Raw genomic sequence first — 14,589 nt, forward strand, 5'->3', positions numbered from 1 at the left:
AGGCTTCGTGATGAAGCTCACAGCAGGGCTGCCAAAACGTCAACATGCGACGCTTGAAGCAGACCCTAGTGTCTTTTTACCATCTCAGGCTTAACCGCGAAACTCGGCGCGACCACGGTAAACCGCTTTGCTGCCCAGTTGCTCTTCGATGCGCAACAGTTGGTTGTACTTCGAAACGCGGTCGGAGCGGCACAGCGAACCGGTCTTGATCTGGCCAGCCGCGGTCCCGACAGCGAGGTCGGCGATGGTCGAATCTTCGGTTTCGCCCGAACGGTGCGAGATCACGGCAGTGTAACCGGCAGCCTTGGCCATCTGGATGGCTTCCAGGGTTTCGGTCAGGGTGCCGATCTGGTTGAACTTGATCAGGATCGAGTTGGCAATGCTCTTGTCGATGCCTTCCTTCAGGATCTTGGTGTTGGTCACGAACAGGTCGTCGCCGACCAGTTGGACTTTCTCGCCGATCTTGTCGGTCAGGATCTTCCAGCCAGCCCAGTCGGACTCGTCCAGGCCGTCTTCGATCGAGATGATCGGGTAGCGCTCGGTCAGGCCTTTGAGGTATTCAGCGAAACCTTCGGCGTCGAATACCTTGCCTTCACCGGCCAGATCGTACTTGCCATCCTTGAAGAATTCGCTGGCAGCGCAGTCCAGGGCCAGGGTCACGTCAGTGCCCAGCTTGTAGCCAGCGTTGGCAACGGCTTCGGCGATAGCCGACAGCGCGTCTTCGTTGGAAGCCAGGTTCGGCGCGAAACCGCCTTCGTCACCAACGGCAGTGTTCAGGCCACGGGCCTTCAGCACGGCTTTGAGGTGATGGAAAATCTCGGTACCCATGCGCAGGCCGTCGGAGAAGGTCTTGGCGCCAACCGGCTGAACCATGAACTCCTGGATGTCGACGTTGTTGTCGGCATGCTCGCCGCCGTTGATGATGTTCATCATCGGAACCGGCATCGAGTAGACACCCGGAGTGCCGTTGAGGTTGGCGATGTGCGCGTACAGCGGCAGGTCCTGGTCCTGGGCAGCAGCCTTGGCAGCGGCCAGGGACACGGCGAGGATGGCGTTGGCGCCCAGGTTACCCTTGTTCTCGGTACCGTCCAGTTCGATCATGGCGCGGTCCAGGGCTTTCTGGTCAACCGGATCCTTGCCCAGCAGTGCGTCACGGATCGGGCCGTTGATGTTGGCAACGGCTTTCAGCACGCCCTTGCCCATGTAACGGCTCTTGTCGCCATCACGCAGCTCCAGCGCTTCGCGCGAGCCAGTGGAAGCACCGGACGGCGCGCAAGCGCTGCCGATGATGCCGTTGTCCAGAAGCACGTCAGCTTCGACGGTAGGATTGCCACGTGAGTCGAGAACTTCACGACCTTTGATGTCGACGATTTTTGCCATTGTTGTACGCACTCCAAAATTGACGAAAACGACGCAGCTGAAGAAAAACGTGAGCGTCTGCAGGCGTTAGCGACTGGCAGGCCTGAAGACGGTCAGGCTCCGACCCGAGGGTCAGAGCGAGAAATCGTGCGGTACTTTACCGGAGATTCGAGGATTACGCGGTTTCTACTGTCGGAAAACTCTTGATGAGGTCGTCCAGAGCCTTGAGTTGGCTCAGGAATGGCTCGAGTTTGTCCAGGCGCAGGGCGCAAGGGCCGTCACACTTGGCGTTGTCCGGATCCGGATGCGCCTCGAGGAACAAACCGGCCAGCCCCTGGCTCAGGCCTGCCTTGGCCAGGTCGGTGACCTGGGCGCGGCGACCGCCGGCGGAATCCGAGCGAGCGCCCGGCATCTGCAGGGCATGGGTCACGTCGAAGAACACCGGGTACTCGAACTGCTTCATGATGCCGAAGCCGAGCGGGTCCACCACCAGGTTGTTGTACCCGAAGCTGGTACCCCGCTCGCAGAGAATCAACTGATCATTACCGGCTTCTTCGCACTTGGCCAGAATGTGTTTCATTTCCTGAGGTGCGAGGAATTGCGCCTTCTTGATGTTGATCACGGCACCGGTCTTGGCCATGGCCACCACCAGGTCGGTCTGGCGCGACAGGAAGGCTGGCAACTGGATGATGTCGCAGACTTCAGCCACTGGCGCTGCCTGGAATGGCTCATGCACGTCGGTGATCAAGGGCACGCCGAAGGTGGCCTTGATCTCCTCGAAAATCCGCAGGCCCTCTTCCAGGCCGGGGCCACGGTAAGAGGTCACGGAGGAGCGGTTGGCCTTGTCGAAGCTGGCCTTGAACACATAGGGGATACCGAGCTTTTCGGTGACCCGCACGTACTCTTCGCACACCTTCAGGGCAAGGTCCCGCGACTCCAGCACGTTCATGCCGCCGAACAGGACAAACGGCTTGTCATTGGCGATCTCGATCGCGCCTACACGGATAATCTTCTGTGCCATGGGTCAGGCCTTTTTCTGATACTGAGTCAGTGCAGCCTTGACGAAACCGCTGAACAGCGGGTGACCGTCACGCGGTGTCGAGGTGAACTCCGGGTGGAACTGGCAGGCGACGAACCATGGATGTTCCTTCGCTTCGACCACTTCGACCAGTGCGCCATCGCCCGAACGACCGGAAATCTTCAGACCGGCCTCGATCAGTTGCGGCAACAGGTTGTTGTTTACTTCGTAGCGGTGACGATGACGCTCGACGATCACGTCCTTGGCATAGCAGTCGTGAACCTTGGTGCCGCTTTCCAGCTGGCATTCCTGCGCACCCAGACGCATGGTGCCGCCCAGGTCGGACGACTCGGTACGGGTTTCGACCGCGCCGGTGGCATCTGCCCACTCGGTGATCAGGCCCACGACCGGGTGACCGCAAGTACGGTCGAACTCGGTGGAGTTGGCGTCTTTCCAGCCCATGACGTTACGGGCGAATTCGATCACGGCCACTTGCATGCCCAGGCAGATACCCAGGTACGGAACCTTGTTCTCGCGAGCGTATTGCACGGCGGTGATCTTGCCTTCGACACCGCGCAGACCGAAGCCGCCCGGTACCAGAATGGCGTCCACGCCTTCGAGCAGGCCAGTGCCCTGGTTCTCGATGTCTTCGGAGTCGATGTAGCGCAGGTTGACCTTGGTGCGGTTCTGGATGCCGGCGTGGCTCATCGCTTCGATCAGCGACTTGTACGCATCCAGCAGCTCCATGTACTTGCCGACCATCGCGATGGTGACTTCGTGCTCTGGATTGAGCTTGGCATCGACGACCTTTTCCCACTCGGACAGGTCGGCACCGTTGCATTGCAGGCCGAAACGCTCGACGACGAAATCGTCCAGGCCCTGGGCGTGCAGCACAGCCGGGATCTTGTAGATGGTGTCGACGTCTTCCAGCGAAATCACCGCACGCTCTTCAACGTTGGTGAACAACGCGATCTTGCGACGCGACGACACGTCGACCGGGTGGTCGGAGCGGCAGATCAGCACATCAGGCTGCAGGCCGATGGAACGCAGTTCCTTGACCGAGTGCTGGGTTGGCTTGGTTTTGGTTTCGCCCGCGGTGGCGATGTACGGAACCAGCGTCAGGTGCATCAGCATCGCGCGCTTGGAACCCACTTCAACCCGCAGTTGGCGGATCGCTTCGAGGAACGGTTGCGACTCGATGTCGCCGACCGTGCCGCCGATTTCAACCAGGGCCACGTCGGCATCGCCGGCGCCCTTGATGATGCGACGCTTGATTTCGTCGGTGATGTGCGGAATCACCTGGATGGTAGCGCCCAGGTAATCACCACGGCGCTCTTTGCGCAGCACGTGCTCGTAGACACGGCCAGTGGTGAAGTTGTTGTTCTGGGTCATGGTCGTGCGGATGAACCGCTCGTAGTGGCCCAGGTCCAGGTCGGTTTCGGCGCCGTCGTGGGTGACGAACACTTCACCGTGCTGGAACGGGCTCATGGTGCCCGGGTCGACGTTGATGTACGGATCCAGCTTGAGCATGGTGACCTTAAGTCCCCGCGCCTCCAGGATGGCCGCCAAGGATGCCGATGCAATGCCTTTCCCCAATGAAGAAACAACACCGCCCGTGACGAAGATGTAGCGCGTCATGAAAAACCCTAGAAGTCTGCGTTAAAGCGGTCAGAGCCGCCGGGGAAAGCGAAGGAAGGCCGAGGCCCCCGATCACCTGCAAATTTTACGGTGCACCTTGAAAAACTGCCGCGTTTTGACAGACCGGGGAAAAAGCACCCGGCATGGAACTCGCTACACATTTTCAGAATCGCCCAGCAAAGACTGCGTGGTAACCGGCAACAACTGTGATTCGGTTGAATCAACAGAAGCTGTATCAAGAAGGGAGCGTAGTCTACCGGAAACCCCCTTTCATCTCAAACCTTGCGCGTTCGTCGGTGGCAACCAGTGCAGCTGCAGGTTGCCTGCTCCCGCACCAGGCCGGTTTGCCACCGCGACCAGTTGCTCATCCAGATACAGCAAAGGCAGCCTGGCGCGGGCGAATGCGGGCAAGCCCCATTCGTTGAGCAGGCGTTTCAGATCACGATGTCCGCGACCTGAAAGGGCAAGTACTTCGCCGCCCTGGCGGTAGCCGACTCGCAGGCGCCCCTGCGGCAGATCGCCGCTCAGCCAGACCTTGCCGTTGCCCGGCAGGCTTAATGGTTGCGCGGTGGCTTGCCAGCCAATGGTGCCCTCAGGCACCAGCAGCCAGTCACCTGACAACCACCACAATCGACCGCCCGCGCGATGCAGTTGACCGTCGGTCAGTTGCCACAGCGCCGTCGCCGATGCACCGGCGTCACGCAAGCTTTCCCAACTGGCCCAGTGTCGACTGTCGGGCAGGCGCGTGCGTGGCGCCAACCAGCATTGCAAGGCATTGCGCTGACGCTTTGATGACAGTGCCAACAGCGGCGCCAACGCCAGGGACGACAGGCCGAGCCACTCAAAACCGCTGGGCGTCGCGGCGACTGAAAGATCCTGTTCGGCAAGCTCATCGAGCAGGCCCTGAGCCTCGGCCAGATGCTCCGCGGCACGGGCCATACTGGCTCCCGCCTGCGGCCAGCGCCGAGCCAGAACGGGCATCACCTCATTACGCAGGAAGTTGCGCGAGAAACGGCTGTCGGTGTTGGACGGGTCATCGATCCAGCTCAAGCCATGGGCCTGCGCATAGCCCAATAACTCACCGCGAGGCACATCGAGCAAGGGGCGCAGCAGATGACCGGCGGCCAGCCGACGCTGGCGAGGCATGGCGGCAAGGCCCCGCAAGCCGCTGCCACGCAGCAGCCGAAACAGCAGAGTTTCCGCTTGGTCATCGCGGTGTTGTGCCAATAACAGCACCTCGTCCTGACCCAGCACTTGAGCAAAGGCTGCATAGCGCGCGTCACGCGCTTGCTGCTCAAGACTGGCACCGGCCTCGACCTGTACGTGAATGACTTGTAGCGGCACGTTCAGGCTGTCGCAAAGCGACTTGCACCGTGCAGGCCAACCGGACGCAGCGGCTTGCAGCCCATGATGAACATGGAGCGCGCGCAACGGGGGGAGTTTTTCGCTGTGGGTCAGCTGGGCGATCAGATGCAGCAGGACGGTGGAGTCGAGACCGCCAGAGAGGGCGATGTACCAGGCCGGGGCATTGCGCCAGGGGGCCAGGTGAGTCAGAAGCCGGGATTGCAGGCTTGGAGGGAAAGCAGGCATCAGGACCCTCCTGCGCGGTGGAGCTTGAGGCAAACGTGGGAGCGGATTTACCGGATCGCCGGACCGCCGCGAATACAGACACCGCAATTTGTCAGAAATACCGCGGTGTCTGTATTCGCGGATAAATCCGCTCCCACAGGGGTCTATCAGCAGCCTGACATCAGAGCCCGTAGCTCATCAGGCGCTCATAACGACGTGCCAGCAAGGCGTCGTTGTCGAACTTCTTGAGCATCGACAGCTGCTCACCCAGCGCCTGACGGATCGAGGCAGCGGCTGCAGCGGGATCACGGTGTGCACCGCCCAGTGGCTCATTGATGACCTTATCGACAATGCCCAGGCCTTTCAGGCGCTCAGCGGTAATGCCCATCGCTTCGGCAGCGTCCGACGCCTTCTCTGCGGTTTTCCACAGGATCGAAGCGCAGCCTTCCGGCGAGATCACCGAGTAGGTGGAGTATTGCAGCATGTTCAGCTGGTCGCAGACACCGATGGCGAGTGCGCCGCCCGAACCGCCTTCGCCGATAACCGTGGCGATGATCGGGGTTTTCAGGCGTGCCATGACGCGCAGGTTCCAGGCGATGGCCTCGCTCTGGTTACGCTCCTCGGCGTCGATGCCAGGGTAGGCGCCCGGGGTGTCGATGAAGGTCAGGATCGGCATCTTGAAACGCTCGGCCATTTCCATCAGGCGGCACGCCTTGCGGTAGCCTTCAGGACGCGGCATGCCGAAGTTGCGGCGAACCTTTTCGCGCACGTCACGGCCTTTCTGGTGACCGATGACCATCACTGGCTTGTCGTCCAGACGGGCAACGCCACCGACGATAGCGGCGTCGTCGGAGAAGTGACGGTCGCCGTGCAGTTCATCGAACTCGGTGAAGATGTGGTCGATGTAATCCAGGGTGTACGGGCGACGCGGGTGACGCGCCAGGCGCGCAATCTGCCAACTGGTCAGGTTGCCGAAAATGCTTTCGGTCAGCGTGCTGCTCTTGTCTTGCAGACGGGAAATTTCATCGCCGATGTTCAGAGAGTTGTCGTTACCGACCAGGCGCAGCTCTTCGATCTTGGCTTGCAGGTCAGCAATCGGCTGTTCGAAATCGAGAAAATTCGGGTTCATAGGCTTCCGTCTTGGGTCGACGGCCAAGCGGCCGGCCGGTTGATCCGTTTAGCGCCCACCATAAGGGATCAGGCGCATTCAGGTCGAGATTAAATCACAGGTCGAGCCGATTCCCGGGCTTGGCCCGAGCATCCGCTCAACGATATTGCAAAAAGACGTTCTCACGCCCGAACTGGTCACGCAGAGCTTGAATCAAGCTGTCCGCCGGGTCGATCGCCCAACCCTCGCCGAACTGCAGCAAGGCTTTCGCATCGGGCCCGGTGTACTCCAGGGTGATCGGGCAGGCACCGCGATGACGCTTGCACAGATCGCCAAGCCAGGTGAGACGATCGCCCTTCAGCGCCTGGGCATGCACCTTCAGGCGCAGGCTCTCGGCCAGGTTGGTGCGTGCATCTTCCATGCTCATCACCCGCTTGACCCGCAGGCGCAGACCGCCGGAAAAGTCATCGTTGCTGACCTCCCCTTCGACCACCACCATGGCATCGGTTTGCAGCAACGACTGCGCCGAGTGGAACGCTTCGGCAAACAACGAGGCCTCGATTCGGCCCGAGCGGTCATCGAGGGTGATAAAGCCCATCTTGTCGCCCTTCTTGTTCTTCATCACCCGCAGCGCAATGATCATGCCGGCCACGGTCTGGGTATCACGGGCAGGCTTGAGGTCAATGATCCGCTGACGAGCGAAGCGGCGAATCTCGCCTTCGTATTCGTCGATCGGGTGACCGGTCAGGTACAGGCCCAGGGTTTCCTTCTCGCCGCGCAGACGCTCCTTGAGCGTCAGCTCCTTGGCCTTGCGATGGTTGGCATAGACGTCGGCATCCGGCTCGACAAACAGCCCGCCGAACAGGTCGGCATGGCCACTGTCGTGGGTGCGCGCGGTTTGCTCGGCCGACTTGATCGCCTCTTCCATGGCCGTCAGCAACACGGCACGGTTGCGGTCGATGTTGGCCTGGTAGGCCTTCAATTCGTCATGGAAGTACGGCCCCAGGCGATCCAGCGCGCCGCTGCGAACGAGCGCATCGAGGGTCCGCTTGTTGATGCGCTTGAGGTCGACGCGCTCGCAGAAATCGAACAGATCCTTGAACGGCCCCGCTGCGCGCGCCTCGACGATAGCCTCTACCGGGCCCTCACCGACACCCTTGATCGCGCCCAGACCGTAGATGATCCGGCCGTCTTCATCCACCGTGAACTTGAATTCGGAGGCGTTCACGTCCGGCGCATCCAGGCGCAGCTTCATGGTCCGCACTTCTTCGATCAAGGTCACGACCTTGTCGGTGTTGTGCATATCCGCCGACAGCACCGCCGCCATGAACGGCGCCGGGTAATGAGCCTTCAGCCAGGCCGTCTGGTACGACACCAGGCCGTAGGCAGCGGAGTGGGATTTGTTGAAGCCGTAACCGGCGAATTTCTCCACCAGGTCGAAAATGTTACCGGCGAGGTTGGCGTCGATGCCGTTGGAGGCGCAACCCTCGATGAAACCGCCGCGCTGCTTGGCCATTTCCTCGGGCTTTTTCTTACCCATCGCTCGACGCAGCATGTCCGCACCGCCAAGGGTGTAACCGGCCATGACCTGGGCAATCTGCATCACCTGTTCTTGATACAGGATGATGCCGTAGGTCGGCGCCAATACTGGCTTGAGGCCATCGTACTGGTAATCGGGATGCGGGTACGCAAGCTCCGCGCGACCGTGCTTGCGGTTGATGAAGTCGTCAACCATGCCCGATTGCAGCGGCCCCGGACGGAACAGGGCAACCAGTGCAATCAGGTCTTCGAGGCAGTCGGGCTTGAGCTTTTTGATCAGCTCTTTCATGCCCCGGGATTCAAGCTGGAACACCGCCGTGGTTTCGGCCTTCTGCAGCAGGGCGTAGGTCGGCTTGTCGTCCAGCGGGATAAAGGCGATGTCCAGCGGCGCTTCGTTGACCTTGGCGCGGTCGCGGTTGATGGTCTTGAGCGCCCAGTCGATGATGGTGAGGGTCCGCAGACCGAGGAAGTCGAACTTCACCAGGCCGGCGGCCTCGACGTCGTCCTTGTCGAACTGGGTTACCAGACCGCCACCTTCCTCGTCGCAGGAAATCGGCGAAAAGTCGGTCAGTTTAGTCGGGGCGATAACCACACCACCGGCATGTTTGCCGGTGCCCCGCGTCACACCTTCGAGCTTGAGGGCCATGTCCCAGATTTCCTGGGCTTCCTCGTCGACCTTGAGGAAGTCGCGCAGGATCTCTTCCTGCTCGAACGCTTTCTCCAGCGTCATGCCGACTTCAAACGGGATCATCTTCGACAGGCGGTCGGCCAGACCGTAGGACTTGCCCTGTACCCGCGCCACGTCACGCACAACAGCCTTGGCCGCCATGGAGCCGAACGTGATGATCTGGCTTACCGCGTTGCGGCCGTACTTGTCGGCCACATAGTCGATGACCCGGTCACGACCGTCCATGCAGAAGTCGACGTCGAAGTCGGGCATGGAAACCCGTTCCGGATTGAGGAAACGTTCGAACAGCAGGTCATATTCCAGCGGGTCGAGGTCGGTGATCTTTTGCACATAGGCCACCAGCGAGCCGGCACCCGAACCCCGCCCAGGACCTACCGGCACGCCGTTGCTCTTGGCCCACTGGATAAAGTCCATAACGATCAGGAAGTAACCGGGGAACCCCATCTGGATGATGATATCCAGCTCGAAATTGAGCCGATCGACATAGACCTGGCGCTTGGCGTCGTAATCTTCAGTGGTGTCACGCGGCAGCAACACCTGCAGACGATCTTCCAGGCCGTCGAAGGAAACCTTGCGGAAGTACTCATCGATGGTCATGCCATCGGGGATCGGATAGTCAGGCAGGAAGTGCTTGCCCAACTTGACTTCAATGTTGCAGCGCTTGGCGATTTCGACCGTGTTTTCCAGTGCCTCAGGCAGGTCGCTGAACAGCTCGGCCATTTCCTCGGCGCTTTTGAGGTATTGCTGATCGCTGTAGTTTTTCGACCGACGCGGGTCATCCAGCGCCCGGCCTTCGCCGATGCACACCCGGGTTTCGTGGGCTTCGAAATCGCTCTGCTTGATAAAGCGCACATCGTTGGTCGCCACCAGCGGCGCGCCAAGGCGGTCAGCCAAGGCTACGGCGGCGTGCAGGTATTCTTCGTCGTTGGTCCGGTTGGTGCGCTGCACTTCAACGTAGAAGCGGTCCGGGAAAATATCCATCCACTCGCGCAGCAGCACTTCGGCCTCGGCAGGGTTGCCGGAAAGCAACGCCATGCCGATATCGCCCTCCTTGGCCGCCGAGAGGGCAATCAACCCTTCGCTGGCGGGCGGCACCCAATCGCGCTCGATGATCACCAGGCCATTGCGCTGGCCTTCGATAAAGCCGCGGGAGATCAATTCGGTCAGGTTGCGGTAACCCTTGGCGTTCATCGCCAGCAGGCTGATACGGCTCAGCGGCCCATCCGGGTCCTTGTTCGCCAGCCACAGGTCGGCACCGCAGATCGGCTTGATGCCGGCGCCCATGGCGGCCTTGTAGAACTTGACCAGCGAGCACATGTTGCTTTGGTCAGTCACCGCCACGGCGGGCATGTTCATCCCGGCCAGGGCCTTGACCAGCGGCTTGATCCGCACCAGACCATCGACCAGCGAATATTCGGTGTGCAGGCGTAGATGAACGAAAGAAACCGACATGGAGATCCTATAGCAACCGAAAAACGACAAGGCCCGGATTGTACCGGGCCTTGATAAAAACATCAGCCAGTCAGGCGGGTGTGAAATCCGGATCAAGCGCCAGACGCGCCTCAAGCGCCACCCGCACCGGGGCAAACGAGCGACGATGAATGGCGGTCGGCCCCAGCCGCGCCAAGGCTTCCAGGTGCACAGGGGTCGGGTAACCCTTGTGCCCGCCGATGCCGTAGCCCGGGTAAATCAATTCAAATGCGGCCATTTCCCGATCCCGGCTGACCTTGGCCAGGATTGAGGCGGCAGCAATGGCTGGCACCTTGGCATCACCCTGCACCACCGGCGCAGACGGCACCGCCAATCTGGGGCAGCGATTACCGTCGATCAGCGCCATTTTCGGTGTGATGCTCAGGCCTTCCACCGCACGCTGCATGGCCAGCATGGTGGCCTGCAGAATGTTGAGACGGTCGATCTCGTCGACTTCAGCCCGAGCGATGCACCAGGCCAAGGCTTTCTCGCAGATCTCGTCGTAGAGTTTCTCGCGCTTGGCTTCAGTCAGCTTCTTGGAATCATTGAGCCCCAGAATCGGACGATTGGGGTCCAGGATGACCGCCGCCGTTACCACGGCGCCGCACAGCGGGCCACGACCCACCTCATCGACACCGGCCACCAGGTCTTCGACCAGATCGAAATCCAGTCCCATGCTCATCTGCATTTATTGCTTACCCAACAAGGCCAAAACGGCGTCGGCGGCCTGATTCGAGGCGTCACGACGCAGCGTTCGGTGAATCTGATCGAAACTGTCGGTCTGCTCGGCACCGGCACCCACCAGAGGCGCCACGGTACGGGCCAGTGCTTCGGGCGTTGCCGCCTCCTGCAACAGCTCCGGCACCAGCAAACGCTGGGCCAGCAGGTTCGGCAAGGACACGTACGGGCTTTTCACCATACGCTTGAGAATCCAGTAACTCAGCGGCGCCAGGCGATAGGCCACCACCATCGGCCGCTTGTACAGCAGCGCTTCCAGGGTGGCAGTGCCCGAGGCGATCAATACCGTGTCGCACGCCGCCAGCGCCAGGTGCGACTGGCCGTCGAGCAGCGTCAGCGGCAGATCGCGGCCTTGCAGCATCTGCTCCAGCTGCAGACGACGTTCCGGGTTGGCGCACGGCAGCACAAAACGCACCTGCGGCAACTGCTCGCGCAGCTGCTGCGCCGCATCCAGAAACAATGCGCCCAGGCGCCCGACTTCACCACCGCGACTGCCCGGCATCAAGGCCACCAACGGCCCTTCCGGCAAGCCTAGCTCAGCACGGGCGGCGGCGCGATCAGCGTCCAGAGGGATGGTATCCGCCAGCGGGTGACCGACGAAACGCACCGGTACCCCTTGCTCTTCATAGAAGCGTGCCTCAAATGGAAACAGCGTCAGCATCAGGTCGCAGCCTTCGCGAATCTTCAGCACGCGCTTCTGCCGCCACGCCCACACCGACGGGCTGACGTAATGCACGGTCTTGATTCCGGCCTGACGCAGCTTGAGCTCGATATTGAGGGTGAAATCCGGCGCATCGATACCGATGAAGACATCGGGCTTCTGCTCGATCAGGGTCTCGATCAGCAGCTTGCGCCGCTTGAGCAACTCACGCAGACGGCCGAGCACTTCGACCAGCCCCATGACCGCCAAACGTTCCATCGGAAAATAAGAGGCCAGGCCCTGGGCCTGCATCAGCGGACCACCCACACCGATGAATTGAACATCCGGGTGGCGCTCCTTGAGCGCGCGCATCAGGCCCGCGCCAAGGATATCGCCGCTGGCCTCACCCGCCACCAGCGCTACACGTAGTGCGCCCATGGTCAGCGAGTAATGCCGCGGGTCGAAGTCTTGATCGACGTGAGGAACACGTCCACTTCAGGAAACTGGCTGGCAGGTTCGGCCAACTCGACGATGGCCTGCTCCACGGTCAGCCCCTGGCGGTAAACCACCTTGTAGGCTCGGCGCAGGGCATGGATCGCATCTTCACTGAAGCCCCGACGGCGCATGCCTTCGAAGTTCATGCTGCGGGCTTCGGCCGGGTTACCAAAGACCGTCACGAATGCCGGCACGTCCTTGCCAATGGCCGTGCCCATGCCGGAGAAGCTGTGGGCGCCGATGTGGCAGAACTGATGGACCAGGGTGAAACCGGACAGGATCGCCCAGTCATCGACGTGCACATGCCCGGCCAACGCAGTGTTGTTGACCAGGATGCAATGGTTGCCGATGACGCTGTCATGGCCGATGTGGGCATAGGCCATGATCAGGTTATGGTCGCCCAGGGTCGTTTCCGATCGATCCTGAATCGTACCCCGGTGAATGGTCACGCCTTCACGGATGACGTTATGGTCACCGATCACCAGGCGGGTTTCTTCACCCTTGTACTTCAGGTCAGGCGTGTCCTCACCCACCGAGGAAAACTGGTAGATGCGATTATGCTTGCCGATGCGGGTCGGGCCCTTGAGCACCACGTGCGGCCCAATCACGGTTCCCTCGCCGATTTCCACACCGGCGCCGACGATCGACCAGGGGCCGACTTCGACACCCGGGGCCAGCACGGCCGACGGGTCGATGATTGCGCGAGGGTCAATCAAACTCATAGTTTGCGTTCCGCGCAGATAATTTCAGCGGAGCACACGGGCTTGCCGTCGACCGAAGCCTGGCAATCGAATTTCCAGATCTGACGCTTGCAGCTGATGAACTTGGCTTCAAGGATCAGTTGGTCGCCCGGCAGGACAGGCTGGCGGAAGCGCAGCTTGTCGGAGCCCACGAAGTAGTAGAGCGTGCCGTCGGCAGGCTTCACGTCGAGCATCTTGAAACCCAGGATGCCGGCCGCCTGGGCCATGGCTTCAATGATCAATACACCCGGCATGATCGGGTGAGCAGGAAAGTGGCCGTTGAAAAACGGTTCGTTGATGCTGACATTCTTATAGGCACGAATGCGCTGAGCCTCGACATCGAGCTCCACTACCCGGTCCACCAACAGGAACGGGTAACGGTGAGGCAGGTATTCGCGAATTTCGTTGATGTCCATCATTTCGAGGGGAAGCCTGTAGTAAATAAGGAGCGCGCGACTGACACGCAGCACTCCTGTAAGCAAATCAAGGAGGCAGTCTAGCGGCTGTGCACACTTGATGTGGAAATGGTTTCAGCCTTCTGATGAAGCCTGGCCGCTTGAGGTCACTGCTTCGAGACGCTTTTCTAATTGCTGCAGGCGTTTCGACATATCATCGAGTTGGCGAATTCTCGCCGCACTCTTGCGCCATTCTGCTGCTGGCTGCATCGCTGTACCGGACGAATACGCGCCTGGTTCAGTGATCGAACGGGTCACCATGGTCATGCCAGTGACGAAAACGTTATCACACACATCGATGTGGCCGACCATACCGACGCCGCCCGCGATGGTGCAATGCTTACCGATTCTGGTACTGCCGGAAATCCCGACGCATGCGGCCATGGCGGTGTGATCACCCACCTGTACGTTGTGGGCAATCTGGATCTGGTTATCAAGCTTCACGCCATTGCCAATGCGGGTGTCGGCCAGTGCGCCGCGGTCGATGGCGGTATTGACGCCAATCTCGACGTCGTCGCCGATGCAGACCCCACCGATCTGGGCAATCTTCTGCCAGACGCCTTTTTCATTGGCAAAGCCGAAGCCTTCACCACCCAGTACCGCGCCAGACTGGATCACCACCCGCTTGCCGATGCGAACATCGTGGTAGAGGGTGACGCGCGGCGCCAACCAGCCGCCTTCGCCAATCACACAACGGGCACCGACAAAGCAATGCGCACCGACGGTGACGTCAGCACCAATGCTGGCACCGCTTTCAATAACGGCGAATGCACCGACACTGGCGCTCGGGTCAACCTGCGCGTCCGCCGCCACCACAGCAGTCGGATGAACACCGGCCACAGCTTTGGGCTTGGGATCGAACAGGTGGGAAATCCGGGCGTAGGCCAGGTACGGATCGGGGACGATTAACGCGTCGCCAGCGTAGCCTTCGGCATCGGCAGCCTTGAGCAACACCGCAGCGGCCTTGGTCTCGCCCAGGTATTTGCGATATTGCGGGTTGGCCAGGAAGGTCAGCTGGCCAGGGCCAGCCTCCTGCAAGGTGGCCAGCCCACTGATCTCCTTCTCCTCGGCGCCACGCACGGCAGCCCCGAGGAACTCGGCCAGTTGACCGAGCTTCATGGTCACGATCATG

General features: G+C 60.8%; 11 protein-coding genes. All 11 read right to left on the reverse strand.

The window, feature by feature from the left end; all coding sequences use genetic code 11:
* Positions 1 to 90 precede the first annotated feature (90 nt).
* Positions 91 to 1,380 (reverse strand): phosphopyruvate hydratase, encoded by a 1,290-nt coding sequence (eno, locus tag GUY40_RS10420; RefSeq protein ID WP_166568874.1) that lies wholly within the window; start codon positions 1,378 to 1,380, stop codon positions 91 to 93.
* A gap of 154 nt (positions 1,381 to 1,534) precedes the next feature.
* Positions 1,535 to 2,380 (reverse strand): 3-deoxy-8-phosphooctulonate synthase, encoded by an 846-nt coding sequence (kdsA, locus tag GUY40_RS10425; RefSeq protein ID WP_166568875.1) that lies wholly within the window; start codon positions 2,378 to 2,380, stop codon positions 1,535 to 1,537.
* Positions 2,381 to 2,383: 3 nt separating this feature from the next.
* Positions 2,384 to 4,015 (reverse strand): CTP synthase, encoded by a 1,632-nt coding sequence (locus GUY40_RS10430; RefSeq protein WP_166568876.1) that lies wholly within the window; start codon positions 4,013 to 4,015, stop codon positions 2,384 to 2,386.
* 270 nt (positions 4,016 to 4,285) lie between these two features.
* On the reverse strand, positions 4,286 to 5,605 hold the full coding sequence (tilS, locus tag GUY40_RS10435) for a tRNA lysidine(34) synthetase TilS (RefSeq protein ID WP_166568877.1): 1,320 nt from the start codon (positions 5,603 to 5,605) through the stop codon (positions 4,286 to 4,288).
* Positions 5,606 to 5,765: 160 nt separating this feature from the next.
* On the reverse strand, positions 5,766 to 6,713 hold the full coding sequence (locus GUY40_RS10440; RefSeq protein WP_166568878.1) for an acetyl-CoA carboxylase carboxyltransferase subunit alpha: 948 nt from the start codon (positions 6,711 to 6,713) through the stop codon (positions 5,766 to 5,768).
* A gap of 136 nt (positions 6,714 to 6,849) precedes the next feature.
* Positions 6,850 to 10,371, reverse strand: a complete 3,522-nt coding sequence (gene dnaE, locus GUY40_RS10445) for a DNA polymerase III subunit alpha (protein ID WP_166568879.1) — start codon at positions 10,369 to 10,371, stop codon at positions 6,850 to 6,852.
* A 70-nt stretch (positions 10,372 to 10,441) separates the two neighbouring features.
* Entirely contained in the window at positions 10,442 to 11,071 is a 630-nt protein-coding gene (gene rnhB, locus GUY40_RS10450; protein ID WP_166568880.1) for a ribonuclease HII, read from the reverse strand.
* Between the two features lie 6 nt (positions 11,072 to 11,077).
* Complete coding sequence (gene lpxB / locus GUY40_RS10455; RefSeq protein WP_166568881.1) at positions 11,078 to 12,205, reverse strand: lipid-A-disaccharide synthase; 1,128 nt, start codon at positions 12,203 to 12,205, stop codon at positions 11,078 to 11,080.
* Positions 12,206 to 12,207: 2 nt separating this feature from the next.
* Positions 12,208 to 12,984, reverse strand: coding sequence for an acyl-ACP--UDP-N-acetylglucosamine O-acyltransferase (gene lpxA / locus GUY40_RS10460; RefSeq protein WP_166568882.1), 777 nt, complete (start codon positions 12,982 to 12,984; stop codon positions 12,208 to 12,210).
* On the reverse strand, positions 12,981 to 13,421 hold the full coding sequence (gene fabZ, locus GUY40_RS10465; RefSeq protein WP_166568883.1) for a 3-hydroxyacyl-ACP dehydratase FabZ: 441 nt from the start codon (positions 13,419 to 13,421) through the stop codon (positions 12,981 to 12,983). The genes lpxA and fabZ overlap by 4 nt, the downstream gene beginning before the upstream one ends.
* 111 nt (positions 13,422 to 13,532) lie before the next feature.
* Complete coding sequence (gene lpxD / locus GUY40_RS10470; protein WP_166568884.1) at positions 13,533 to 14,588, reverse strand: UDP-3-O-(3-hydroxymyristoyl)glucosamine N-acyltransferase; 1,056 nt, start codon at positions 14,586 to 14,588, stop codon at positions 13,533 to 13,535.
* Between the last annotated feature and the right edge of the window lies 1 nt (position 14,589).

Source organism: Pseudomonas sp. R5(2019) (assembly GCF_009905435.1).
In the GTDB taxonomy this organism is placed as follows: domain Bacteria; phylum Pseudomonadota; class Gammaproteobacteria; order Pseudomonadales; family Pseudomonadaceae; genus Aquipseudomonas.

Excerpts from the sequence above, each read along its gene's own strand:
- lpxA (WP_166568882.1), bottom strand. The coding sequence starts at position 12,984 with ATGAGTTTGATTGACCCTCGCGCAATCATCGACCCGTCGGCCGTGCTG.
- lpxD (WP_166568884.1), bottom strand. The coding sequence starts at position 14,588 with ATGATCGTGACCATGAAGCTCGGTCAACTGGCCGAGTTCCTCGGGGCT.
- tilS (WP_166568877.1), bottom strand. The coding sequence starts at position 5,605 with ATGCCTGCTTTCCCTCCAAGCCTGCAATCCCGGCTTCTGACTCACCTG.
- eno (WP_166568874.1), bottom strand. The coding sequence starts at position 1,380 with ATGGCAAAAATCGTCGACATCAAAGGTCGTGAAGTTCTCGACTCACGT.
- fabZ (WP_166568883.1), bottom strand. The coding sequence starts at position 13,421 with ATGATGGACATCAACGAAATTCGCGAATACCTGCCTCACCGTTACCCG.
- kdsA (WP_166568875.1), bottom strand. The coding sequence starts at position 2,380 with ATGGCACAGAAGATTATCCGTGTAGGCGCGATCGAGATCGCCAATGAC.
- GUY40_RS10430 (WP_166568876.1), bottom strand. The coding sequence starts at position 4,015 with ATGACGCGCTACATCTTCGTCACGGGCGGTGTTGTTTCTTCATTGGGG.
- dnaE (WP_166568879.1), bottom strand. The coding sequence starts at position 10,371 with ATGTCGGTTTCTTTCGTTCATCTACGCCTGCACACCGAATATTCGCTG.
- GUY40_RS10440 (WP_166568878.1), bottom strand. The coding sequence starts at position 6,713 with ATGAACCCGAATTTTCTCGATTTCGAACAGCCGATTGCTGACCTGCAA.
- rnhB (WP_166568880.1), bottom strand. The coding sequence starts at position 11,071 with ATGAGCATGGGACTGGATTTCGATCTGGTCGAAGACCTGGTGGCCGGT.
- lpxB (WP_166568881.1), bottom strand. The coding sequence starts at position 12,205 with ATGGGCGCACTACGTGTAGCGCTGGTGGCGGGTGAGGCCAGCGGCGAT.